Here is a 23,365-nt window from a genome sequence, read left to right on the forward strand (position 1 = left end):
TCTACCATGAAAAAAGTGAAAGTGGGAATCGTTGGACTTGGTCGTTTAGGAAGACAGCATGCGGAGAACTTAGCATTTCGTATCCCCAACTGCGAACTTATTGCTGTATGCAGCATTATTGAAGAAGAAGCGAAAAAAGCACAGGAAGAGTGGGGCGTAAAATACGCCTATACAAACTACGAGGAAATGATTAAAAATGAAGAATTAGATGCTGTTTTAATTGCGTCTCCATCTGGTTTTCATTGTGAACAAATTGAAAAAGCGCTGGAGGCAAATCTTCACGTTTTCAGTGAAAAACCGCTTGGCCTTTATTTAGAAGAAGCAGTGCGCGTTGAAGAAGCAGTTAAGAAGCATGAGAACAAAGTATTTATGCTTGGTTTTATGAGAAGATATGATAAATCATACGCATATGCCAAGAAAAAGGTGGAAAAAGGAGCGATTGGAGAACCTGTATTAATTCGCTGCTATGGACTTGACCCAAGCAAAGCAATAGGTGGTTTTATGAATTTTGCGAAAAACAACTATAGCGGTGGTTTATTTTTAGACATGGCTATTCATGATTTAGATCTAGCACGTTGGTATCTTAATTCAGAAGCAAAACAAGTATGGGCAATTGGTGGTGCTTATGGATATCCCGAGATCGGACAATTACATGATGCTGAAACAGGGGCTGCCCTAGTAAAATTTGAAAACGGGACAATGGGAGTTTTTGTAGCGGGTCGAAATTGTTCACACGGCTATCATATTGAAACCGAAATTATCGGAACAGAAGGAACCTTAAGAATTGGAACGGTACCAGAGCGAAATATGGTTACAGTGTTCAATGAAACAGGAGCTGTAAAAGAGTGTTCAGAAGGATTTTTAGAAAGATTTGAACAAGCATACTTAAGTGAAGTAGAAGAATTTATTAATTGCATAAGAGAAGAAAGAAAGCCAGACGTAACAGTAGAAGATGGCGTGTTATCCACTGCTTTAGGATATGCGTGCAAAGAATCATTTGAAACAGGTGAGCTTGTTACCGTTCAATCTCCGCATAACGTAGCTCGTTCTACAACATAACGGTTGTTCTAGCGTAGAAAGACATCGTTTGCTTGCTATGAAAGAGAGAAAAAGAGTTATATTTGAAAGCGTTATCAGTTGGGAGTTTCATAGTTTATGAGAACGGGAGGAACACGATGTGGGAGAGAATACAGGGAAACAAAGGGAGCCAGCGAAGAAAATAAAAATAATTGCATTTATTTCAACGTTTGGCGGTTTGCTTTTTGGTTATGATACAGGGGTAATTAATGGAGCATTGCCTTATATGTCAAGAGCTGATCAGCTCAATCTTACTCCATTTACAGAAGGACTAGTTGCAAGCTCCCTTTTGTTAGGGGCTGCGTTTGGGGCCTTGTTTGGAGGACAACTTTCAGATCGTCATGGCCGCCGTAGAAATATTATGTTTCTAGCTCTATTATTCTTTGGCACAACGCTTGGATGTACACTAGCGTCAGACACAACGCTAATGGTCATTTTTAGGTTTTTACTCGGCCTAGCTGTTGGAGGTGCTTCTGTTACAGTACCGACATTTTTAGCTGAAATGGCACCAGCTGAAAAAAGAGGACAGATTGTGACGCAAAACGAATTCATGATTGTGACAGGTCAGTTTTTAGCTTTTACATTCAACGCTATTTTAGGCAATACATTAGGAGAAGTTGGACATGTTTGGCGCTATATGTTAGTTATTGCTTCTCTTCCTGCTGTAATTCTATGGTTTGGAATGCTTATTGTGCCAGAAAGTCCGCGCTGGCTTGCTTCAAAGGGGAGAATAGGCGAGGCATTAAAAGTACTAAAACAAATTCGAAAAGAAAAGCAAGCAAATGAAGAGTTAACGGAAATTAAAACGTCAATAGCTAAAGAATCTAAAATGAAAAAAGCTACGATAAAAGATCTATCAACACTATGGATACGACGCATATTGTTTTTAGGAATTGGGATTGCAGTTGTGAACCAAATTAATGGTGTAAATGCTATTATGTATTACGGAACTGAAATTTTAAAAGACGCTGGGTTAGGAATTAAAGCTGCATTAATCGGAAATGTAGCAAACGGAATCATTTCGATGGGCGCCATGCTCGTTGGGATTTGGCTGCTTGGAAAAGTAAACCGTCGTCCAATGCTTATTATTGGTCTTTGTGGAACAACGACTTCCCTTTTCCTAATCGGTCTTTTCTCAATGCTTTTAGAAGGATCTCCCGCTCTTCCTTATGTTGTTCTTTCACTCACTGTTCTCTTTCTTGCTTTTATGCAAGGTGCAATTGGTCCTGTAACATGGCTTACGCTCGCTGAAATTTTCCCTCTCGGAATGAGAGGATTAGGGATGGGCTTTAGCGTATTTTGGATGTGGATTGTTAACTTTTCAATCAGCTTAACGTTCCCAATGTTACTTGCTTCAATTGGGTTAGCTATGACGTTCTTTATTTTCGCCATTCTCGGTGTGTTTGCTATTGCTTTCGTTCATAAATATTTGCCTGAAACAAGAGGATATTCACTTGAAGAAATCGAACAGCACTTTCGTTCTTATGACGATGAAGCAGTTCACTCAGAACTGCCGAGACAAGTGAAACAGTAATAAGAAAAAGACAGCTTAAATAAAGCTGTCTTTTTTTAGGTGTAGTATTGATAGAAGAGGAGGATTTTTTAATATGAAAACTTATCGATTTACCATAATGTGTTAAAATTTCATTGTGAACGATTAAGACAAGATTCATGTAAAGAGGATGAGAGAAAATGGGGGTGTAATAGTGAGTGAAAACAAAGAAACACCTGAAGGAAGGAGAGAAAGACTAAGAGGAGAAGAATTAAAAAGAAACTCTACTGGAAATATGAACGATTCGTTTAATAGGGCTGAAATGGGAAACCTTGCTGATTTAGTAGGGGGATTAGGTTGGAAAGGGATCGGAATCCTACTCCTTGTCATCATAATAAGTTTTATAGTCGCATCACTATTATGAAGTGATGCGACCTTTTTCTTATACAAAAACAGCTGTGAATAAAGTTAGCAGGACTCCGTTAAATTTTTATCTACTTTAATGTCTGGATTGGCTTCTTTTAATAAAGAGATAAATTCCCGTTTGTTTTTAGGAGACACAAGCAGGATGCCGCTATGAGAATGCGACGTGATTTCGATTCTGTCTAGTGAAAGAGCAGGAGATGCTAACGGGTTTTTCGTTCGTTTCATCTTTTGGATATCTTTGATTGGAACTTTCTTTTTTAGGGCCCCATTGTGGATGATTAGCATGTTCTCGTCTACCACATATCCTGTTTTAAAAAAGCATAATAGGAGAAAGAGTGCTAATGGAAGAGTGAAAAAAAGAGCTTCATAGTCTCTTTTCATGATAAGAGGTATGAAACAAGCGAAAATAACAATCCAATTTATAATAATAACCCATATATCTTTTTTGGATGGGAAATACATGGCTCTTTTTCTCCTTTCTTTTTAAAGATATGATTTAGAGTCTATGAGTAGAGTGGCTGTGCTGTAGAAAAAAGGTTCTATGCTATAATAAATAGGTTCATTTACGTTTATTATTACATAAATACATACTCATTACCGGAGAGAAAGGAGGAAGAAATGAAAATTACAATCCGTAGCGTTGCCGAAGAGGCCGGCGTTTCTATTGGAACGGTTTCAAAGGTAATCAATAATAGCGGAAAAATTAGTGAGAAAACGCGAAAAAAAGTGTTTCAAGCAATGCAAAAATTAAACTACAAGCCTGATGCAGCAGCAGCTTCTTTAAGAGGAAAGCGAACCAAATTAATTGGACTTCTTGTTCCTGATATATCGAATCCGTTTTATGCAGGAATCGCAAGAAGCATTGAAGATCGCAGTCATGAAGTAGGATTAAATGTAATGTTGTGCAGCACAGATAATAATACAGAAAAAGAAAAAAATTACTTAGCTCTGTTAACAAGTCAACGAGTAGACGGACTTGTTGTGGCGTCTGCATTTAGAAGCACGGTTTTGCTGCAAGAAACAATTGACAGAGGAATTCCAAGTGTTTTAATTGCTTCCGAAATCCCTCAGCTTTCAATTAACACGGTAACTGTTGATGATTATAAAGGAGGCTATTTAGCAACATCTCACTTGCTAGATTTAGGACATAAAGACATTGCAATCATTTCTGAAAACGTTCGCAGTAACGAACCTCGTTTAGCAGCGTATAAGGACTCTATGAGAGAAGCGGGCATAGATGTGAAACCAGAATATATCATGAAAACAGAAGCGACAATTCAAAAAGGATATGAATGTGCTAAAAAGCTTCTCTTGTTGGATGAGAAACCAACCGCTATTTTTGCATGTAACGATTTACTGGCAGCTGGCGTCATTCAAGCAGCTAAAGAGCTTGAACTTGACTTGCCACGTGAGCTTTCTGTTGTTGGATTTGACAATACGGTTTTATCCACAACAACAGCTCCAATGCTGACAACCATTTCTCAGCCGATAAAACAAATGGGCGCAAAAGTTGTTGATTTATTACGGCAAGAAATGGAAGAGTCCAAAGGACATAAGGAGCGCCTGCTTATGGCTCCTGAACTTATTGTACGACAGTCTACAGCAAGTATCTAAAGTAATGAGGAGGGATGCTGTGAGAAAAACGGAACTATGTTCTTGGACAGAACAGTGGGAGGCTCTATATGAACAAGAGAAAGAGCTGCTCCATGAAATATTAAAAGATAATATTATCCATATGTTTCATATTGGCAGCACCTCTGTTCACACTATCCAATATGCAAAGCCTATTATCGATATTTTAGTTGTAGTATCTAATATTGAGAGAATCGCTTCTTATGAAAAAGAAATGATTGAAGGGGGCTACAGTGCTAAAGGAGAGAATGGTATTGCAGGGAGGCGCTACTTTGTAAGGGGAAAAGAGAAGAGAACACATCATGTTCATATTTTCCAAAGCGGTCATGCACAAATTGAACAATTCCTAGACTTTAAAGAGTATGTGCTTCACCATCCTCTAGAAGCAAGAGCATACGGAGAATTAAAGAGAAAGCTAGCGCAAGAATTTCCAGATTTTCATTATAAGTATCAAGAAGGAAAGAGGGAGTTTGTAACAGTACTAGCTCATAAAGCATCTCTTTGGGGAGAAGAACGACGAAGGAGAGAGGTAAAGTGAACCGTATTATGGTTGTTGTGGTTTCTCCAGGAGTCGGAAAGTCGACGTTTGCACGGAGACTCGGAGAAACATTGCATATTGAGGTTCATCATTTAGATGCATTGTTTTGGAAACCAAATTGGGTAGAAGCATCATTGAAAGATTTTTCAAAATCTCAGCAAGACATTGTCCTTATGATCAGTGGATTATAAAAGGAAACTACAAAAACACTTTTCAAATTCGCTTACAAAGAGCAGATACAATTATTTATCTTGAACTTTCTCTTCATGTTTGTCTTTACCGGGTGCTAAAACGCTTTTGGATGAATAGAGGAAAAACGCGCTGATTTAGGAGAAGGATGCGAAAAAAAGCTAGATTGGACATTCCTTAAAAGTATCTGCACAACTTATTACGGTCGTAAGAAAAGAATGGCTGAACACTTTGAGGCTTTTTAAAAGTTAAATCCAAGCAATAAGGTTATTCTTTTAAAAAGTAAAAAAGAAATTAAGAGATATTTAGAAAGTCTAAAATGAAAAAGTGTTTCTTTAATAGGAGAGAAACACTTTTTTCTGTTATTACTTCACTTTGTGAACTTAATGAATGAAATATATCAAAAAAATAAAACATTAAACACTCCCAATATTTCAGTTACTTTTTGAATACTATTTCAATTTTGAAAAATGATCGTTTTTTATATATTTATTTTTAAATGAACTATGTGCTAAAAGAAAAATATTAATACTATAAATTTAATCCTTTGCTTTCTAAATCCCCAAAAAAGTATTCTGTTTCTAGAGGTGATAGAATGGGAAACCGTAAAAAAGTTATTGCTATTTCAGGAAGTATAAGAGAAAGTTCAATAAATACGAACATATTAGAAAATCTAGCTTCTTTTTTTACAGGCAATATTGACTATCCTATTTACGATAAGATTGGAGAGTTTCCGCATTTTAATCCGGATTTAGATAATGAAAAAGGACCAAAAGGTATCGAGGAGTTCGGACAGGAATTAAACGAAGCAGATGCTCTTATTTTTTGTACGCCAGAGTATGCTCGCAGGAGGAGAAAAAGCTCAGGCGTCTTTTCTACAAACATTAGAAATGCTGAATGCTAACGTTGTAAAAGATGGAACGCTTGTCATTTCATCTGTTGGAACGAAATTGAATTCAAAAGGTGAAGCAATAGATGAAGATACAAGACTCTTTTTAGAGTTAGTAGTAGAAAGCATTATTACGGAAATAAAAAAGCACCCCTTGCCTAAATAAAAAGGAACTTCTTAAGAAGTTCCTTTTTATTTAATTTGTAGATGACTTTCAAAAAGAGGATTAGTCATTATATAAATAACAACCGAGCAATATCAATGTTCAAAAACAACTAAAGGAGAAGAGAATCCAGCGAAAAATGAACTAAAATGGTGAACAGAGTACAAGGTAGAAGGGGGGCACATTAAAAAAACGTAGAATAACCTAGAAAGCAAAAACGAAATAAGGCTCCGATTTTCTAGGTTGGAAGAAAAAATATGGAGTTACACTTTCTCAAATTGATTTCGTAAAGAAATGTAATGAGCGGCAAGGTAGATTATAACGAGAATCGGAAAAGAGTAGATATACTCCCATTTTATTGGTTTATAAATATCAAGCCACGTTAGGAGAGGGAGACCAATAAAGGAAGAGACTCCTGCATAAATAATTCCTTTTATAAAGAGATTCATGTTGGGCTTAATTTGTAAGGTAATCATAATTGAAATAGGTAAGAGAAAAATATCCCAAGGAAAATAATTGTGTGTTAAAGGAAAAACTTCATATCGATAATCCCACAATCCGAGAAAATCGCCAATCATATCAAGAAAGGAGGCTAAAATGGCAACAAAAAACCCTGTATACAATAGTCTGTCTGTGCTTTCTTTTTTTCTGAATTTCAGCCATATTACGGTTAAACAAACGATCATAAAGACACCTAACCACCATCTCCAGCTAAAAACAGTATAATCAAGCCAAATATGTAGCTTTTCATCATTTAAATCATTTTGTTTTTTAAAATAGTTGTTATAGATGGAGGTTTTGTTAGCCATATTTTTCCCCTTCTAATAATGTTTTTTCATGATCTAATCTGTATAAAAAAAGCTTAACAAAGAAGTGATTTTCGGACAGGTAGATTTGATATGCAAAATATCTTTTATAGTGTGCACGAGTGATAAAGAGTTATTCTTTTTAAGCGAAAGAACAAAACATTATTTAAGTAAACTATGTTCTAAAAGAAAAATACAAAAATAAAAAACGGTATTTTAAAACACAACAGGAATTAAAAATACAGATTATAATCCACCTTTTTTCCTTATACTTTAAGTAAAGCAAAAAACATAAAAAATGTTTTTTGCTTTTATAAAAAGGGGGATATCACCATGACAAGAGGACAGTCAAAGAACAATAAACATAAAAATAAAGCAAAATTATCCCAAACACCTAAAAGTGGAAAAATTGTAAACGGAGAATTTGCAGACGAAATTACAGAACGTACAAAAATGCGTTTTAAGCGTAAATAAAGAATCCATGAAAGCCCTTAATCAGTAAGATGATTGAGGGCTGTTGTTATTACATAACAACAGCCCATTCATAGACGAGAAAGAGGTATAAAAAATCAAATTCAGGAAAAATTATCAATTAATGATAGAAGAAAACATCGAGCTCTTCATTCGGTGGCACTTGGAGGGGCATAAGGTATGAACAGTGGATGGAAACGGTTAACAAAAAAACAAAGAAAGTCAAAAAAAGAGGCTCCTTACTATGAAGAAACAGAGGTTACTTCAAATGAGGAGGCGCTTAACTCTTCTTTAGAAGAGAATCTAAAAAAGATACAGGAAACTTTGGGAAACAGTGAGGATGTAGTGGTTAGGAACTTTACAATGGGGAAACCTTTTGTTCGTAAAGTGGCTTCTATTTATATAAATGGTTTAACAGATAAGGAAATCTTGGGAAGAAGTATTATTAAACAGCTCATGAGTAATGCAAACCTAGCTGAAGAAGAAGATTTCTCCTTACCAAGCCAAGTAGGAGCATACATAAAAGAACACATGCTAACCATCACAAATGTAAAAGATGTAGTGGACTGGAACAAACTATTTTTTTCTTTATTATCAGGAGAAACGATTGTTTTAATTGATGGGTGGAATCAGGGGTTTACTTGTGCTGCGCAAGGAGGCGATCTCCGGGCTATTTCAGAACCTGTTGCTGAATCTTCAGTAAGAGGACCGAGAGATAGCTTTACGGAGTCACTTATTAGTAATACAGCAATGGTCCGTCGCCGAATTAAAAGCCCTAATCTATGGTTAGAGACAATGGAATTAGGGGAGATTACCCAAACAACAATTGGGATTATGTATGTAAAAGGAATTGTAAATGATAAATTGCTTACGGAGGTTAAAGAAAGACTCCATAAAATTAAAGTTGATGAAGTATATGGTTCTAATACGGTCGAAGAGTGGATTTCAGATGAAACATGGACACCATGGCCAACCATTTTTGCTACAGAACGACCAGACGTAGTCGCAGGTAATCTACTAGAAGGCCGAATTGTCATCTTTGTTAATGAAACTCCCATTCCCCTTATCGTGCCTGCAACTTGGAATCAATTCTTTCAAACAGCAGAAGACTATTATTTACGATGGACAATGGCTAGTTTTTTACGATTACTAAGAATCACTTCTTTTTTAATTACTCTTCTAGGTCCATCGTTGTTTGTTGCCTTTATTTCCTTTCATCCTGAATTGATTCCAACTCCTTTATTAGTTAATTTGGCTGCACAGCGGCAAAACATTCCTTTTCCGATTATTATAGAAGCGCTATTAATGGAATTTACTTTTGAAGTATTACGGGAAGCAGGAATTCGGATGCCTCGTCCTGTAGGTCAGGCTGTTTCTATCGTAGGAGCTCTTGTATTAGGGGAAGCAGCGGTTTCAGCTGGTATTGTTTCAAGTGCGATGGTTATTGTTGTAGCCGCCACAGCTATCGCCAGTTTTACAATTCCTCATTATGCGATGACAGATGCGACAAGGTTGCTTCGCTTTGGAATGATGATTATGGCGAGCTTTTTTGGACTCTATGGAATTGGATTAGGGGTTATTGTGTTAGTTGCTCACACGTGTAGTTTGCGTTCATTTGGTATTCCGTACTTAACTCCTTTTGCGCCTATCGTGCTAGCTGATCAAAAAGATTCCATTATTCGATGGCCTTTACCGTTTTTATCTAAACGCCCCCGTCTAATTAGTCAAGTCAAAAACAAAAGAGTAGATCATAACCAAGATCGGGGACCTTCTAAGAGAGAAGGACCTATGAAAAATCAAGAATCAAAGAGGGATTCTAATGAGACATAAGCTAGTAAGATTTGTTCTTCTTTTCGTTTGCTTGTTTTTACTATCGGGATGCTGGGATCGTGAAGAATTACAGAAATTGAGTATTGTGTCAGGACTGGCAATTGATAAAGGTAGTGACAAAGTAAAGAATAGATACGAAGTTACGGTCCAAATCACTAATCCATCTCAAATTGCAGGTGGCCAACAAGGAGGAAAAGTCCAATCTTCTCCTGTCACTACCTTTACCGAAAAAGGGAGTACTCTTTCAGAAACGCTGCGGAAAATCTCTACAAAAGCGCCTGGTGAGCTCTTTTTTCCTCATCTTCAAGTGATGATTATTAATGAAAAAGTAGCGAAAGATGGAATTAAAGAATTGTTTGATGTCATTGAACGAGATGCTCAGTTTCGCGTTCTTTTTCCTGTTCTCATTACACACGGGAATATAACAGCAAAAAGAACGTTAGAAATAGCAACACCGTTAGAAGATATCCCTTCTACTAAGATTTCAGAGACCTTGAAATACTCCGAAAAAGAGTGGGGTGTCTATAAAAGTACACGTGCTGATCAAGTCATTCAAGGCTTAGAACAAGGGAGTTTAAGTGTTACAGGAGTACAAGTGGAAGGAAAAGTTAACGAGGGAAATGCAATGACAAATATACAACAGATTGACCCAAGTGCGAGAATTGCCATAAAAGGTCTTGCTCTTTTTAAAGATGGGAAATTAAAAAGATGGCTTAATGGTGACGATGCTCGTGGAGTGACATGGGTGATGAATGAAATGAAGACTACCGTTTTAAACCTTGACTGTGGAAAAGAAAAAGATGCGATTGCCATTGAAATTTCCAGGGCGAAGTCGAACGTTCACGTGAAATTTAAACATCAAAAACCCGTTATCTATGTTGATGTTCATGCAGAAGGATTAGTGCTAGAAAATAATTGTGATAAAGACCTTGGGAAATCAAAAGTACTAGCAAAGCTAGATGAAGAAGTAGAGGAAGAAATAAAGAAAGAAATTCTTTTAACAGTCGAAAAAGCTCAAAAACAAAAAAGTGATATTTTTAATTTTGGTGAACAAATTAATATTGCAAATAAACACGTTTGGAAAAATATAGAACCCTCATGGCAAAAGGAAATTTTTCCGCAGACAGAAGTCCATGTAAATGTGCAAGCTATTATTCGTCGAACAGGTCTGATTACGAGGTCTTAATAGGAGTAAGTGCGAAATGGCAAAGAAGGGAGTGATAGGAATGGAGAGGGCAAAAATAAGTGTTATTCAGCTATTTTCCCTTATGTTTATCTTTAATATGGGAACAGCGGTAGTAATCAGTTATGGTGCTACGGCTGGAAAAGATGCATGGTTGGCTATTCTTCTAGCCATATGTGGAGGAGTAGCTATATTTTTCATTCACTATTATCCCTTTCGGCAATATCCTCATTTGTTATTCACTGAATATATGAGGAAGATATTTGGTAAATATTTAGGTTGGATACTTGCCTTAATATACTGCCTCTTTTTTCTATATATTTGTGGAAGAAATGTACGTGAATTTGGAGACTTAATTATTTCATCCACTTTGGCAGAAACGCCGTTACTGGTCATTAATCTTACGTTTATCCTTGTTATTTGTTATGTCATTCATTTAGGAGTAGAAGTGTTAGGAAGAACAGCAGAAGTATTTATTGTCATACTGATAGTGCTCGGAGCATTAGGGAACTTCTTCTTGCTTGTATCAGGAGATGTAGATTTCGAGCGAATACGGCCTGTACTTGAACATGGCTGGAAGCCGATTTTGAGTACAACTTTTCCAACTCTTATTACTTTTCCATTCGGTGAGATGCTTGTGTTTACGATGCTGTTGCCATATTTAAATCGTCCAAAGCTAGTGAAGAGAGTATGGCTATCAGCGGTGATTTCAAGCAGCTTGATTTTAAGCTGGACGGTCATGTTAAATATATGTGTTCTTGGTTTAGAGTCTATGAAAAGATCAACTTTTCCATTGTTAACAGCGGTGGGAAAGATCAATTTGCTTGAATTTATTGAAAGGATGGACGCGATTGTTGTCTTTACTTTATTGATTACCGTATTTTTTAAAGCCTCTGTTTATTTATATGGAGGGGTTATCGGAATAGCCAATTTATTCAAAGTAGAAAACTACAATCACATTCTTTTACCAATTGGAACGGTTGTCATCTTTCTATCTCTTGTAATGTCTTCAAGTTTTTCGGAACAGACAGAAGAAGGTGTTATTAATCAATATGTGGTTTTGATTTTATTCATCATGATTCCTTTTATGATGGTAGTTGTGCTAATGGTTCGTCAGTATATAAAGAGGAAAAGACATTAGATCAAGGGAAAAAGGATGAACAAATAATTAGCTCTATTAAAGAAAGGAGCCTAAAAAATGGAGAAAGCAAAAATAAGCGTTATTCAACTCTTTGCTTTAATGTTTATTTTTAACTTAGGTACTGCTTTAATTGTTAGTTATGGAATTACAGCAAAGAAAGACGCTTGGCTCTCTATTCTTTTAGGAACGGGTGGAGGAATTTTCTTATTCTTCATTTACTACCTATTATTTCGGCAATATCCTAACCTTCTCTTTACAGCATGTATCAGAAAAATCGTAGGAAAATACATTGGTTGGGGATTAGGATTGATATATTGCTTACTTTTTTTGTACATAGCAGCCAGAAACATACGTGATTTTGGTGATTTACTTCTTTCCTCAACTTTGCCAAGAACACCACTCCTAGCAATTAACCTCACCCTTGTTTTAGTGATCTGTTATATCATTCATCTAGGGATTGAAGTTATAGGGAGAACAGGAGAAGTATTTATTGTTATTTTACTTTTATTTGGAATTTTAGCAAACTTCTTTGTCCTTGTATCAGGAGATATTGATTTACAACAAGTACGGCCTTTTTTAGAACATGGTTGGAAGCCTATTCTAACGACAACGTTCTCTTTCACGATGATTTTTCCATTTGCTGAAATGTTAGTGTTTATGATGCTATTACCTTATTTAAATCGGCCCGAATTAGTAAAGAGAGTGTGGGTGCTTTCTATTATCTCAAGCGGTCTTGTTTTAAGTTGGACAGCTGTTTTGAATATGGCTGCCCTTGGTATAAATGTAATGGAAAGATCGACGTTTCCGACATTAGCTACGATTGGAAAGGTCAATTTGTTGAATTTTATTGAAAGACTAGATGCTATTGTTGTCTTTACTTTGCTGATGACGGTTTTCTTTAAAGTTTCGGTTCTTGTGTACGGTGCAATGATAGGACTTGTGGACCTATTTAAATTGGAGAGTCACAAACCCATTATTCTTCCGATAGGAATTGTAGTCATTTTTTTATCAATGACAATAGCTTCTAGTTTTTCTGAGCACATAGAAGAAGGATTGGATATGGTGCTTAAATATCTCTCCATACCGATTTTAGTCCTTCTCCCTATATTATTACTACTTATTTCTATAATACGAAATATCTTAAAGAGGAAAGCTAATTAGATTCATCTTGTTTATTTGCTCTTTTTTTGACAATAGTATAAATTTGCTGTCCAATAACAAGTAAAAAAAGTCCTGCTAGCATGACGTACTCTGCGCTGCTTATGACCCAAAAGGGGTTAAGAAGATGTAATATAGACTCAGAAAGATCAAAACCTAAGAGAAAATCCATAAATAAAAGGTTTAAAATAGATAATAGAAAAACAATAAGTGTGATTGCCAATACTTTCATCATTGTTCCCTCGTTTGCGATTAAATGGTTATAGGATATGTTACGAAGAGAGTTCCTTCCAGAATGCGATCAAGAGAGAGGTTATTATTTACATCAGTTCTTTATAGTATGAGTATGTAGTGTTTTGATATACTTCCTGAAATGATAAAGAATAAAAATTTTAATGGGAAAAAAGGCAATTTTATTTAGTATTAAAAATAACGAGCGGGGGATAGGAATAAAGAAAATATATTTAGGTTTTTGTATATAACCTTTAATAAATTTTTATCTTGAAAATCGTGTAGAGAATACATATATTTAAAATGAAGCTTGCAATAAAAGGGGGTAAACCTTTTTAAACATATATAAAAAGGAGGGAAATAAGACTGTTTGAAAATTTAATAAAGGGATGTAAGTATTTACTGCGCGGTGTTATCTTCATTTTTTATTTTCCTTTTTATATACTCTTTCAAGTAGGAAAATATATGATTGTTTTTCCTTGCCTTTGGCTTTGGCAAACGTTTCTCCAACCTGTAGGACAGTTTATTTGGATACATATTTTAAAACCGGTTTTCCTGTGGCTCATTTTATATCCATTAGAAAAGCTTTGGCAATTTCTTATTTTACCCATACTGCATTTCTTGTGGAGAAGGATGATAGTTAGTCTGTGGCAATACATGCTATATCCTTTTTTTTATTACATTTTATATCTTCCTTTTTATCTGTTTTTCATTCATATTTTGCGGCCATTTTATCGTGAAATAATGGTTCCCGTACTACGTTTTTCAAAGGTAGTTTTAAGGTGGATATGGAAAAGAATTTGTTGGGTTTGGTTATACTTAGTGTGGTTCCCTGTTCGGTGGCTATGGAATAAGCTCGTTTGGATACCGTGTAGATGGGTTTATGATGAACTTATTAAGCCTTGTATCAAGGCAATACGCCGGTTCCTTTCATAATAAGAAAAGTTATTTAAGAAGCAACAGGTTAATAAAAATACGTTTTGCTTTCATCATTAAAATTTATTTGTTCTACAATGTTTTTCTCTATTAATCTATGAGCTTTAAAAGTTCCTTTCATAAAAAAGTAGATAGAGATAGCAGTTATCAATTCATGAAAAAAGGAGTTATGGCTACAATAAGCTTATCAATATCTGCTCCTTACATAAAAAGTTCTTGTGAAAAACAAATAAGAGTATGAATCGTCTATGTAAGCAAAATAATAGTCATGAATTCAGACAAATTATATAATTTTCTTATATTTTTAGAAATAGGAAGGTTGTTTAGAAATGCAATTACAATTAAAAGACAAACTTGTATTAGTTACAGGATCAACAGCAGGAATTGGAAAGGCAACAGCAAAAGCTTTTTTAGAAGAAGGAGCTCATGTCATTGTTAATGGAAGATCGCAAGAGAAAGTAGAAGCCGTTGTGGAAGAACTATCTTCCCTTGGAGTTGTTCATGGCCTTCACGCTGATTTATCAAAAGCGGAAGAAAGTAAAGAACTTATCGAAAAAGTAAACAAAATCGGTGCGCTTGACGTACTTATCAACAATTTAGGTTTTTTTGAAGTAAAAGAGTTTGAAGATGTGACAGATGAAGAATGGGCAGAGTACTTTGAAGTAAACGTAATGAGCGCTATTCGTCTTTGTCGTGCTTTTTTACCTGGAATGTTAGAGCGAAACAGCGGACGTATTTTGAATCTTTCAAGTGAAGCGGGAGTCAAACCTCTTCCACAAATGATTCCATATTCTTTAACAAAAACAGCATTAATTAGCTTATCAAGAGGATTAGCTGAACGAACAAAGGGAACGAATGTTACCGTTAATTCTGTGCTTCCTGGTCCAACATGGACAGAAGGTGTTGCAAACTATATGAAGGGAGCGGCAGAAGCTGCCAGACAAGACCTTGATACATTTGTAAAAGATTATTTTAAAGTCAATGAACCAACATCTCTTACACAGCGCTATGCAACCCCAGAAGAAGTGGCAAGTGTCATTGTGTTCCTCTCTTCAGAAAAAGCAGCGGCTATTAACGGCGCGGCACAGAGAGTTGAAGGCGGGATTATTCGTTCGTTATAGGGAGAGAAACAGTGAGGTATTATGTGTTGGAAGAAGATGAATTTGATTCTCCTTCATCTGAAGAAATGATTTATGTGTTTGAGCACGAAAGAAAAAACACATGGGGAGAGATTCAATCTCTAGAAGATTTTACGGCAAAGTGCTTGTTTATTGAATTAAGAAATCATTATATATATCAAAAAGAAGCTGTAGAAGATATGAATGTATTTGAACTAGAAGGAAAGCTGAGAGAAGAATTATCATTACAAGAAGTCACCTACAATGAGTGGTTACAATTAAAAGAGAATTTTTCAGAACGAATCAAACCGTTTGTTTTTCCAGATAATATCGTAAGAGATGCTTATGCATATGAACCAGATTGGAATGATTGTTTCTTTGTAGGGGAAACAGAGGAAAAGTACTTTGGGCTATATTGGTGTACAACGGCTTAAATCATAAAAACAATACCCTATATTAGGACTGTTCGTAAAGTTTGTACGACAACTTACGAGCAGTCTTTTTTGTTTTTTCAGAAAATAGTAAAAATAGATTGTTTTCTTTTTTTAGCTGTGCTAGTATTTAAATTATGAAAATCATATATAAAATTAAGAATCACATATGTGATTAAAAGGGGTATTTTATGTCAGTTAAGTCAGCAGAACGTGTATTAAGGGTTTTTGAACTATTAGCTCGTCATCCAGAAGGGCTAACAGTAAAAGAAATTAGTAGCTCACTAGCTTTTCCGCAGAGTAGTACATTTAACCTCGTTACAACGCTGCACGAAGAAGGCTATGTAAATCAAGATCAGCTAAAAAGATATAAGCTTGGGCCAAAATTAATTCAAATTGGAACTGCGGCAATGGATTCTTTAGATATTTCCGCTGAAGGAAAACCATATTTAAAGAAGCTTATGGAAGATGTACAGGAAACGGTATTTATGGCTTTATTGTCGGATGGAGAGCTCATCTATGTCGTGAAAATCGATAACAATCGCTCTATTCGCACAACTGCTCAGCTTGGAAAGAGAAAACCACTATACTGTACAGGATTAGGAAAAGCATTTCTAGCGTTTTTACCGTTAGAACGGAGAAAAGAGCTGCTTCAAGGAATAGAGCTTGTACCGATTACGGACTCCACAATTACAAACAAAGAAATGTTAGAGCAAAATTTAGATTCTTTTGTGGAAAGTGGTTACTCCATTGATGATGAAGAAAATGAAGAAGGTCTATTTTGTCTAGCAGCACCTGTTTATGGAGCAAGCGGCATAATGGAAGCGGCTATTAGTGTCGCAGGACCAAAAGAAAGAATGTTAAAACATAAGAACATGATTGTAGAGAAGCTTCTTTCTACATCAAAGAAAATATCGGGGATTGCTGGATATACAGGAGAGAAAGAATAAAAAGGAGGGGTATGATGGATGTGATTAGTTTGGGGGAGACAATGGTATTGTTCAATCCCCATTCAACGGGAAAAATGAGATACTGTCAAGATTTCTCAACAAAAGTAGCAGGAGCAGAAAGTAACACATTAATTGGTCTTTCTAAGCTTGGTTACCAAACCGGCTGGATTAGTCGAGTTGGAAAAGATGAGCTAGGAGCTCGAATTTTATCTACTCTTAAGGGGGAGGGAGTCGACGTAAGTTTTGTCATCCGTGATGAAGAGTCCCCAACAGGTTTGTTTCTCAAAGAAAAAACAAATGAGAGACAGACGAAAGTATTTTATTATCGAAAAGAATCTGCTGCGAGTTTTATGAGCGAAGGAGATATCAACGAGGAGTACCTCTCTAGCGCAAAATACTTATATATTACAGGTATTACACCTGCTTTAAGTTCGTCCTGTTATGATAGCGTTTTCCATTCTATTAAAATAGCAAAAAAACATGGATTAAAAGTTGTATTTGATCCAAACTTGCGCAAAACGCTTTGGGGAGAACATGAGGCCAGAGAAACATTGATTGATGTTGCAAAAGAAGCTGATATTATCCTCCCAGGTATTAGTGAAGGAGAATTTTTATTTGGAGAACAGACTCCAGAAGAAATTTGTTCTCAATTTCATCAACTTGGAGTTGAAACAGTAGTTGTAAAACTAGGAGAAAAAGGAGCTTATTATTCTAGTGAAGGAGAGGCTTCTTACATAGAAGGTTATCCTGTTCATAAAGTAGTAGATCCAATTGGAGCTGGTGATGGATTTGCGGCAGGTTTTCTATCAGGACTCCTTGATCATGTTCCTCTACAAGAAGCTGTTAAAAGAGGATGTGCCATAGGGGCTATTGTGGTAACTGTTGAAGGAGACATTGAAGGATTACCAGATAAAGAGGAACTATACCATTTTATGAATACGATTACAAGTGAAGATGTTACAAGATAAAAAGGAGTGTAGAGGATGAATTTACTTTCCCATCTTTTAGAACATAAAATTGTAGCAATTGTCCGGGGAGCCGAATCAAAAGATGTTGTCCAAATTGCTTCAGCTTTACATGAAGGCGGAATAAAAAATATTGAAATTACGCTTAACAGCCCAAACGCACTGGAAGCCATTGAAAAAGTAGCGAAAGAGTTTAAAGGAGAAATGCTTGTTGGAGCAGGAACTGTACTAGATTCAGAAACAGCTAGAGGGGCTATCTTAGCTGGAGCTCAATTCATATTGGCACCTACTGTAAATATTGAAACGATTAAAATGACGAAGAGATATGGAGCAATAAGTATTCCAGGAGCATTTTCACCGACGGAAATCTTAACAGCTTACGAAAATGGAGCCGATATTGTAAAGGTATTCCCAGCAAGTATTGGAGCTCAATATATTAAAGATATCCGAGGGCCGCTACCGCATATTCCACTGCTTCCTACCGGAGGTGTTAATTTAGATAACATTGGGGAATTTCAAGCGGCAGGTGCAGTAGGGTTTGGAATTGGCAGTTCCCTTGTCAATACAAAAAGAGAAATAAACGCTAGTTATTTAAAAGAGCTAACAATAAAAGCTCGTCAATATGTAGAAGCTATACACTCAAACCAAAAGGAGAATGTTTAATATGAAAATTACAAGTTATGAACTCTTTCAAGTACCGCCACGCTGGTTATTTTTAAAAATTGAAACAGACGAAGGAATTGTTGGTTGGGGAGAACCGGTTATTGAAGGGAAGGCAGCGACAGTTGGAGCAGCTGTACATGAATTAATGGAATATCTTATTGGCAAAGATCCATTGAATATTGAAGATCATTGGAATGTTATGTATCGAGGTGGGTTTTACAGAGGTGGTCCTATTTTAATGAGCGCCATTGCAGGAATTGATCAAGCGTTATGGGATATTAAAGGGAAATATTATAATGCCCCTGTTTATGAGTTACTAGGTGGTAAGGCGAGAGAATCCATTAAAGTATATTCATGGATTGGGGGAGATCGTCCATCAGATGTTGGAGCAGCTGCTAAACATGTCGTCGAAAAAGGATTTACAGCCGTGAAGATGAATGGGACAGAAGAACTTCAATATGTTGATTCATATGAAAAAATTGATGCTGTAGTAGAAAGAATTGCAGCTGTAAGAGAAGCTGTAGGACCTTATGTTGGCATCGGTATTGATTTCCATGGACGTGTCCACAAACCAATGGCAAAAATTTTAGCAAAAGAGCTTGAAGTTTATCGCCCTATGTTCATTGAGGAACCTGTTTTACCTGAAAATAACGAAGCATTGCGGGAAATTGCCCATACTACAGCGATTCCAATTGCCACAGGTGAAAGGATGTTTTCAAAATGGGATTTTAAAAAGCTTCTTACAGACGGATATGTTGATATTATTCAACCTGATCTTTCTCATGCAGGAGGAATTACGGAAGGTAAAAAGATTTTATCAATGGCAGAAGCATTCGATGTTGCGGCCGCTCCTCATTGTCCATTAGGACCTATTGCATTAGCCTCTTGTCTCCAAGTAGATGCAACATGTCATAACGCATTTATTCAAGAACAAAGTTTAGGTATTCACTATAACCAAGGAAGTGACTTGTTAGACTACATCGTTGATAACAAAGTATTCAAATATGAAGAAGGCTATGTGAAAATTCCAGATGGTCCTGGTTTAGGAATTGAAATTAATGAAGAACATGTACGAAAGATGGCGAGTATTGGGCACAATTGGAGAAATCCAGTATGGAGACATAGGGATGGTTCTGTTGCAGAGTGGTAGAAATTGGCGGATAGCTAGTTCCGTAACGAAATTTGCAATAAGGAGATGACGGTGTGAAGGGGTACAGTGAGAAACCAACTCGGGTAAGATTTAAAGTTTTAGCCTTTATTTTCGTAAGCGTTGTCATAAATTATATGGATCGAAGCAATATCTCTGTAGCTGCAACGGCCATCGGAAAAGATTTGGAATTAACATCTGTTCAGCTTGGTCTTATCTTTTCTGCTTTTGGATGGGCATATGCCGCTCTTCAAATTCCAGGAGGTGTAATGGTTGACCGATTTGGTGCTCGGCTTACATATGCATTCAGTCTTATTACATGGTCACTTGTTACATTACTCCAAGGGTTTACAAAAGGGTTTGTTGGACTCTTTGGTTTGCGGCTTGCAACAGGGGCATTTGAAGCCCCTGCTTTTCCGACAAATAATAAAGTTGTGACAAGCTGGTTTCCAAATCAGGAAAGAGCATCTGCCATTGCGTTTTATACATCTGGTCAGTTTGCAGGGCTCGCCTTTTTAACTCCTGCTCTTGTTACAATTCAGCACTTTTTAGGATGGAGAGGGCTGTTTATTACAACAGGAGCTATTGGTATCTTATGGGGGATTATTTGGTATATTTTCTACCGGGATCCTGCGCAGCATAAAAAAGCAAATAGAGCAGAGCTAGATTATATTAAAGAAGGCGGAGGGCTTGTTACACAGGTTCATGAACAAGAAGAAAAAGCAAAGTTTGAATGGGGAAATTTAAGAGAAGTCTTTATTCATCGTAAACTGTGGGGAATTTATTTAGGTCAGTTTGCCGTAAACTCTACGTTGTGGTTTTTCTTGACATGGTTTCTAACATACCTTGTTGAATACCGAGGATTAGACTTCTTAAAATCAGGGTTCTTAGCTTCTGCTCCGTTCTTAGCGGCTTTTGTCGGGGTTTTATTATCTGGTTTCCTTTCTGACTTTTTAGTAAAAAAAGGAGTTTCCCTAGGCATTGCTCGAAAAACGCCCATTATTGTTGGGTTGCTTTTATCAACTTCCATTGTAGGCGCCAATTATGTAAGTAATACTTCTCTTATTATCATGTTTATGGCCATTGCCTTTTTTGGAAATGGATTAGCATCTATTACGTGGGTATTTGTTTCAACACTTGCTCCTAAACATCTTGTTGGCTTAACAGGAAGCGTGTTTAACTTTATTGGCGGATTAGCCTCTATTGTTGTTCCAAGTGTAATTGGATTTCTAGCTCAAGGAGGCAGCTTTGCTCCTGCGCTCGTCTTTATAGCTATTGTTACTTTACTTGGTGCTTTATCGTATATCTTCCTCGTTGGAAAAGTAGAAAGAATTAAAGTAACTCAAAAACCCGATTCAAATCTTCCAATGTAGAAAACAAGCAGTAATAGCAGTAATAAGGGATAAACCCTATATATTTCAAGTTAAAGAAAGATATAGGGTTTTATCGTATAATAAGGGTAAAATAACAGTCTTCGCCTTGTGAACAAGAATGAAAGGAAGTGATTTCACATGTGCGACTTCATTACTTCTAAAAAGTTTTTACCCGTCTATTTTATTGTTAGTTTTTTATCCGCTCTGTTGTTTAAAAGTCTAGGATGCTCATCCCTACAAATTGCACTTCAAAGCTTTCCTTGTTTTTTCATCGGAGTTTTATTTTCTCTTCAGCATTTTGTTTGGAAAGATCCTAACTTTTTTGATAAAGGATCCAAGTGATGAAGACCAAACGGTTCTATCGTATCTTGCTTTCGCATAGCAACAAGGAAGCGCACCTGCCTATCAAGCTAAATCTTACAATAGAAAAAACCTCTATCATCTAGAGGTTTTTTCTATTATATAAGGTTAGCGTTCTTATAAAAAAGGAGGGGGACAAGTGAAGAAACCTTGGTACTTAAAAACGGGATGGGTTTTTGTCTTTTGTACATTAATACCACCAATTGGCTATCTCATCATTCTCACAAATCTTAAGAAATTTGACAACAAAGATAAAAAACAGTTTGAGCAGAAAATTTTTTATTTAGCGATTGCAACGATAGCGATGGCTTTTTGGGTACTTAAATTTACACCTCTTATTGTTCAAAAGGTCGTAATATGCGGATTGCTTGCTATTTTTGTTGGACGAAAATTAAAAAGAATGTTTAAAAAATAAGAAAACCCTATATTCATTTTTAGAATGTAGGTTTTTTTGACAGAGGCATGAAATTTAGTTACCTATCTTTCTCTTTTTTCTATATACAACAGGGGTACCTTTATGTAAAATAAAAACAGGTCTATTATAATGTTGTTTTTGTTTGTTATAACAGACAAAAGAAAAGGGGAATGATTATGCCATTAGTATCTTTTTTGCTGTATATTTTTGTGACGAGTTTTACCCCAGGACCGAACAATATTATGGCAATGGCTTTTGCAAACAAATACGGACTGAAGAGAACGCTCAAATTCTGTTTTGGAGTGAGTGCGGGTTTCCTCATTATTATGCTTTTATCAAGTTACTTCAATCTAATGCTCAAAAGCATTGTGCCAAAAATTGAATTGATTATGACAATTGTAGGCGCTTTGTACATGATCTATCTTGCAATTAAGATTATGAAAAGCAAAGATAGTGATAATAATGAGGGAAACGAGAAAGAAAATAGCTTTTTTATGGGAATGATTTTGCAATTTATTAATCCAAAAGGAATTCTTTATGGAATTACGGCTATTGCCACCTTTATTCTTCCGTATCATTCCTCACATGGAAGTTTAATTTTTTACTCCATTGCTTTAGCATTTGTTGGTTTTTTAAGTACGTTTTGCTGGAGTTTATGCGGAAGTATTTTTCAGAAATTTCTATCAAAACATCACCGTCAGTTTAATATTGTAATGGGATTATTATTGATTTATAGTGCGGTATCTATTGTAGTACACTAGGTGTTATACATATTTTAAATAAGCTCTTAACAATTGTTGAACCTTATCTACTGTAAAAATATTATGTTAACTAAAAGAGATATAAAAACAAGAAAGGAGCGTTACAATGAAAAAAGAAAAACTATTTTATGAACGAGGAACAGAGGAGTTACAAAAGAAAAATATGAGGGCACATAAGCTTGTTCAGCAGTTTAATTGTGCTGATGTTGAAGATGAGAAACAAAGAGAAAAAGTGATCCGTGAGCTATTTGGAAGTACAGGGGAAAATGTGAGTATAGAGCATAATTTTCATTGTGATTTAGGGGACAATATCCATGTTGGAGATCATTTTTATGCAGGATACAACTGTACCATTTTAGATATAGCCGAAGTCATCATTGGTGACAACTGTATGATTGGACCTGATGTTGGAATTTACACCGCTGGACACAACATTGCACCAAAAGGCCGTAATAAAACAGGATATGCAATGCCAATTAGGATTGGAAATGACGTATGGATTGGGGGAAGCTGCGTTATTTTAGGAGGAGTAACGATTGGGGATCACTCTATTGTTGCTGCTGGTTCTGTTGTAACAAAAGATGTTCCTCCTAATGTAATTGTAGCTGGCAACCCTGCAAAAGTTATAAAAACAATTGAAGAGGAAGAGTAAAGGCTGTTAGAGGCCGCTATTCCGTATTGCTCATTAAAAAGTAGGCTGACCTTTATTCAGCCTGCTTTTTTTGTAGAACAGGTCATATTGGACAACGTACTTTGTTACCCGTTATTTCTCAATTTTAACCGAATCTAATTGAAATAATTTCCTCGCATTTTCACTTCCAATTTTAAGACGGTTATTCTCACTGATAGGGCAAGAATCAAACCATGAGAAGTATACCTACTTACCGTTGGTTTAGTCCAGCTTCTTATTGACAAAAGTATTTTTCATCCTGTACATTAATAGACATGGTGTTTAATAATGTACATCGTGTATAAATCACATTTTAATGGTACAGCACAATTTGATATAGAGGTCAATAA

The 23,365-nt window shown here is 36.0% G+C and carries 24 protein-coding genes and 1 pseudogene; 22 read left to right on the top strand and 3 right to left on the bottom strand.

All coding sequences use genetic code 11. The features are described 5' to 3' along the window. The first annotated feature begins 6 nt into the window (after positions 1 to 6). The 3 genes from B9N79_RS09360 to B9N79_RS09370 all read left to right on the top strand — a co-directional run bounded on the left by B9N79_RS09360 (position 7) and on the right by B9N79_RS09370 (position 2,993). Entirely contained in the window at positions 7 to 1,059 is a 1,053-nt protein-coding gene (locus B9N79_RS09360; protein ID WP_085118178.1) for a Gfo/Idh/MocA family oxidoreductase, read from the top strand. 118 nt (positions 1,060 to 1,177) lie between these two features. Beyond that, on the top strand, positions 1,178 to 2,611 hold the full coding sequence (locus B9N79_RS09365; protein ID WP_085118180.1) for a sugar porter family MFS transporter: 1,434 nt from the start codon (positions 1,178 to 1,180) through the stop codon (positions 2,609 to 2,611). A 172-nt stretch (positions 2,612 to 2,783) separates the two neighbouring features. Further along, positions 2,784 to 2,993 carry a DUF6366 family protein gene (locus B9N79_RS09370; protein WP_040057739.1) on the top strand — a complete coding sequence of 70 codons (210 nt, stop codon included), beginning with the start codon at positions 2,784 to 2,786 and terminating at the stop codon, positions 2,991 to 2,993. Between the two features lie 44 nt (positions 2,994 to 3,037). On the opposite strand, the gene B9N79_RS09375 is transcribed toward B9N79_RS09370, so the two are convergent. Next, positions 3,038 to 3,457 (bottom strand): PH domain-containing protein, encoded by a 420-nt coding sequence (locus tag B9N79_RS09375; RefSeq protein WP_046217197.1) that lies wholly within the window; start codon positions 3,455 to 3,457, stop codon positions 3,038 to 3,040. Positions 3,458 to 3,613: 156 nt separating this feature from the next. On the opposite strand from B9N79_RS09375, the gene B9N79_RS09380 reads away from it, so the two are divergent. From B9N79_RS09380 to B9N79_RS09395, 4 genes and pseudogenes are all read left to right on the top strand, one after another. After that, the gene (locus B9N79_RS09380) at positions 3,614 to 4,609 is read left to right on the top strand and encodes a LacI family DNA-binding transcriptional regulator (RefSeq protein ID WP_046217198.1); all 996 of its coding nucleotides are present in this window, start codon (positions 3,614 to 3,616) and stop codon (positions 4,607 to 4,609) included. A gap of 19 nt (positions 4,610 to 4,628) precedes the next feature. Then, a complete protein-coding gene (locus B9N79_RS09385) occupies positions 4,629 to 5,165 on the top strand; it encodes a GrpB family protein (RefSeq protein ID WP_040057736.1) in 537 nt (178 codons plus the stop codon). Beyond that, positions 5,162 to 5,356, top strand: a complete 195-nt coding sequence (locus B9N79_RS26880) for a P-loop NTPase family protein (protein WP_308281849.1) — start codon at positions 5,162 to 5,164, stop codon at positions 5,354 to 5,356. The genes B9N79_RS09385 and B9N79_RS26880 overlap by 4 nt, the downstream gene beginning before the upstream one ends. Positions 5,357 to 5,949: 593 nt before the next feature. Next, a pseudogene (locus B9N79_RS09395) lies at positions 5,950 to 6,409 on the top strand (NADPH-dependent FMN reductase). A 260-nt stretch (positions 6,410 to 6,669) separates the two neighbouring features. On the opposite strand, the gene B9N79_RS09400 reads toward B9N79_RS09395, so the two are convergent. Beyond that, positions 6,670 to 7,215, bottom strand: coding sequence for a CBO0543 family protein (locus B9N79_RS09400; RefSeq protein ID WP_085118183.1), 546 nt, complete (start codon positions 7,213 to 7,215; stop codon positions 6,670 to 6,672). A gap of 330 nt (positions 7,216 to 7,545) precedes the next feature. Between B9N79_RS09400 and B9N79_RS26380 the strand changes: the two genes are divergently transcribed. The 5 genes from B9N79_RS26380 (at position 7,546) to B9N79_RS09420 (ending at position 12,998) form a co-directional block, all read left to right on the top strand. Then, the gene (locus B9N79_RS26380; RefSeq protein WP_019394515.1) at positions 7,546 to 7,686 is read left to right on the top strand and encodes a YfhD family protein; all 141 of its coding nucleotides are present in this window, start codon (positions 7,546 to 7,548) and stop codon (positions 7,684 to 7,686) included. Positions 7,687 to 7,863: 177 nt separating this feature from the next. Next, on the top strand, positions 7,864 to 9,513 hold the full coding sequence (locus B9N79_RS09405; RefSeq protein ID WP_040057734.1) for a spore germination protein: 1,650 nt from the start codon (positions 7,864 to 7,866) through the stop codon (positions 9,511 to 9,513). Next, on the top strand, positions 9,503 to 10,699 hold the full coding sequence (locus tag B9N79_RS09410; protein ID WP_040057733.1) for a Ger(x)C family spore germination protein: 1,197 nt from the start codon (positions 9,503 to 9,505) through the stop codon (positions 10,697 to 10,699). The genes B9N79_RS09405 and B9N79_RS09410 overlap by 11 nt, the downstream gene beginning before the upstream one ends. 16 nt (positions 10,700 to 10,715) lie before the next feature. Further along, positions 10,716 to 11,837, top strand: coding sequence for a GerAB/ArcD/ProY family transporter (locus tag B9N79_RS09415; RefSeq protein ID WP_048896780.1), 1,122 nt, complete (start codon positions 10,716 to 10,718; stop codon positions 11,835 to 11,837). 57 nt (positions 11,838 to 11,894) lie between these two features. Further along, positions 11,895 to 12,998 (top strand): GerAB/ArcD/ProY family transporter, encoded by a 1,104-nt coding sequence (locus B9N79_RS09420; RefSeq protein ID WP_040057732.1) that lies wholly within the window; start codon positions 11,895 to 11,897, stop codon positions 12,996 to 12,998. Here B9N79_RS09420 and B9N79_RS09425 read toward each other — a convergent pair. Then, the gene (locus B9N79_RS09425; protein ID WP_123796572.1) at positions 12,991 to 13,230 is read right to left on the bottom strand and encodes a YczF family membrane protein; all 240 of its coding nucleotides are present in this window, start codon (positions 13,228 to 13,230) and stop codon (positions 12,991 to 12,993) included. The genes B9N79_RS09420 and B9N79_RS09425 overlap by 8 nt on opposite strands. Positions 13,231 to 14,491: 1,261 nt before the next feature. Between B9N79_RS09425 and B9N79_RS09435 the strand changes: the two genes are divergently transcribed. From B9N79_RS09435 to B9N79_RS09485, 10 genes are all read left to right on the top strand, one after another. After that, positions 14,492 to 15,283, top strand: a complete 792-nt coding sequence (locus tag B9N79_RS09435; RefSeq protein ID WP_019394508.1) for an SDR family NAD(P)-dependent oxidoreductase — start codon at positions 14,492 to 14,494, stop codon at positions 15,281 to 15,283. A gap of 11 nt (positions 15,284 to 15,294) precedes the next feature. Beyond that, positions 15,295 to 15,714, top strand: coding sequence for a hypothetical protein (locus B9N79_RS09440; RefSeq protein ID WP_046217201.1), 420 nt, complete (start codon positions 15,295 to 15,297; stop codon positions 15,712 to 15,714). 188 nt (positions 15,715 to 15,902) lie between these two features. Next, positions 15,903 to 16,661 (top strand): IclR family transcriptional regulator, encoded by a 759-nt coding sequence (locus B9N79_RS09445; RefSeq protein ID WP_019394506.1) that lies wholly within the window; start codon positions 15,903 to 15,905, stop codon positions 16,659 to 16,661. Between the two features lie 14 nt (positions 16,662 to 16,675). Next, complete coding sequence (locus B9N79_RS09450; protein WP_040057728.1) at positions 16,676 to 17,629, top strand: sugar kinase; 954 nt, start codon at positions 16,676 to 16,678, stop codon at positions 17,627 to 17,629. 15 nt (positions 17,630 to 17,644) lie between these two features. Beyond that, positions 17,645 to 18,289 (top strand): bifunctional 4-hydroxy-2-oxoglutarate aldolase/2-dehydro-3-deoxy-phosphogluconate aldolase, encoded by a 645-nt coding sequence (locus B9N79_RS09455; RefSeq protein ID WP_040057727.1) that lies wholly within the window; start codon positions 17,645 to 17,647, stop codon positions 18,287 to 18,289. 1 nt (position 18,290) lies between these two features. Next, the gene (gene dgoD, locus B9N79_RS09460) at positions 18,291 to 19,439 is read left to right on the top strand and encodes a galactonate dehydratase (protein ID WP_048896781.1); all 1,149 of its coding nucleotides are present in this window, start codon (positions 18,291 to 18,293) and stop codon (positions 19,437 to 19,439) included. Positions 19,440 to 19,492: 53 nt separating this feature from the next. Continuing rightward, on the top strand, positions 19,493 to 20,809 hold the full coding sequence (locus B9N79_RS09465) for an MFS transporter (RefSeq protein WP_085118185.1): 1,317 nt from the start codon (positions 19,493 to 19,495) through the stop codon (positions 20,807 to 20,809). 499 nt (positions 20,810 to 21,308) lie between these two features. Beyond that, positions 21,309 to 21,584, top strand: coding sequence for a hypothetical protein (locus B9N79_RS09475; protein ID WP_019394500.1), 276 nt, complete (start codon positions 21,309 to 21,311; stop codon positions 21,582 to 21,584). A gap of 176 nt (positions 21,585 to 21,760) precedes the next feature. Beyond that, positions 21,761 to 22,345: a LysE family transporter gene (locus B9N79_RS09480; protein WP_040057723.1), complete on the top strand. Its 585-nt coding sequence runs from the start codon at positions 21,761 to 21,763 to the stop codon at positions 22,343 to 22,345. Between the two features lie 106 nt (positions 22,346 to 22,451). Continuing rightward, positions 22,452 to 22,997 (top strand): sugar O-acetyltransferase, encoded by a 546-nt coding sequence (locus tag B9N79_RS09485; protein ID WP_040057722.1) that lies wholly within the window; start codon positions 22,452 to 22,454, stop codon positions 22,995 to 22,997. Positions 22,998 to 23,365: the final 368 nt, after the last annotated feature.

The organism is Priestia filamentosa, assembly GCF_900177535.1.
Lineage (GTDB): Bacteria > Bacillota > Bacilli > Bacillales > Bacillaceae_H > Bacillus_I > Bacillus_I filamentosa.

What these genes read in the sequence shown, in the direction of transcription:
- B9N79_RS09405 (WP_040057734.1), top strand. Translation starts at nt 7,864, where the DNA reads ATGAACAGTGGATGGAAACGGTTAACAAAAAAACAAAGAAAGTCAAAA.
- B9N79_RS09435 (WP_019394508.1), top strand. Translation starts at nt 14,492, where the DNA reads ATGCAATTACAATTAAAAGACAAACTTGTATTAGTTACAGGATCAACA.
- B9N79_RS09455 (WP_040057727.1), top strand. Translation starts at nt 17,645, where the DNA reads ATGAATTTACTTTCCCATCTTTTAGAACATAAAATTGTAGCAATTGTC.
- B9N79_RS09375 (WP_046217197.1), bottom strand. Translation starts at nt 3,457, where the DNA reads ATGTATTTCCCATCCAAAAAAGATATATGGGTTATTATTATAAATTGG.
- B9N79_RS09410 (WP_040057733.1), top strand. Translation starts at nt 9,503, where the DNA reads ATGAGACATAAGCTAGTAAGATTTGTTCTTCTTTTCGTTTGCTTGTTT.
- B9N79_RS26380 (WP_019394515.1), top strand. Translation starts at nt 7,546, where the DNA reads ATGACAAGAGGACAGTCAAAGAACAATAAACATAAAAATAAAGCAAAA.
- B9N79_RS09425 (WP_123796572.1), bottom strand. Translation starts at nt 13,230, where the DNA reads ATGATGAAAGTATTGGCAATCACACTTATTGTTTTTCTATTATCTATT.
- B9N79_RS09380 (WP_046217198.1), top strand. Translation starts at nt 3,614, where the DNA reads ATGAAAATTACAATCCGTAGCGTTGCCGAAGAGGCCGGCGTTTCTATT.
- B9N79_RS09485 (WP_040057722.1), top strand. Translation starts at nt 22,452, where the DNA reads ATGAAAAAAGAAAAACTATTTTATGAACGAGGAACAGAGGAGTTACAA.
- B9N79_RS09480 (WP_040057723.1), top strand. Translation starts at nt 21,761, where the DNA reads ATGCCATTAGTATCTTTTTTGCTGTATATTTTTGTGACGAGTTTTACC.
- B9N79_RS09415 (WP_048896780.1), top strand. Translation starts at nt 10,716, where the DNA reads ATGGCAAAGAAGGGAGTGATAGGAATGGAGAGGGCAAAAATAAGTGTT.
- B9N79_RS09400 (WP_085118183.1), bottom strand. Translation starts at nt 7,215, where the DNA reads ATGGCTAACAAAACCTCCATCTATAACAACTATTTTAAAAAACAAAAT.
- dgoD (WP_048896781.1), top strand. Translation starts at nt 18,291, where the DNA reads ATGAAAATTACAAGTTATGAACTCTTTCAAGTACCGCCACGCTGGTTA.
- B9N79_RS09420 (WP_040057732.1), top strand. Translation starts at nt 11,895, where the DNA reads ATGGAGAAAGCAAAAATAAGCGTTATTCAACTCTTTGCTTTAATGTTT.
- B9N79_RS09360 (WP_085118178.1), top strand. Translation starts at nt 7, where the DNA reads ATGAAAAAAGTGAAAGTGGGAATCGTTGGACTTGGTCGTTTAGGAAGA.
- B9N79_RS09445 (WP_019394506.1), top strand. Translation starts at nt 15,903, where the DNA reads ATGTCAGTTAAGTCAGCAGAACGTGTATTAAGGGTTTTTGAACTATTA.
- B9N79_RS09450 (WP_040057728.1), top strand. Translation starts at nt 16,676, where the DNA reads ATGGATGTGATTAGTTTGGGGGAGACAATGGTATTGTTCAATCCCCAT.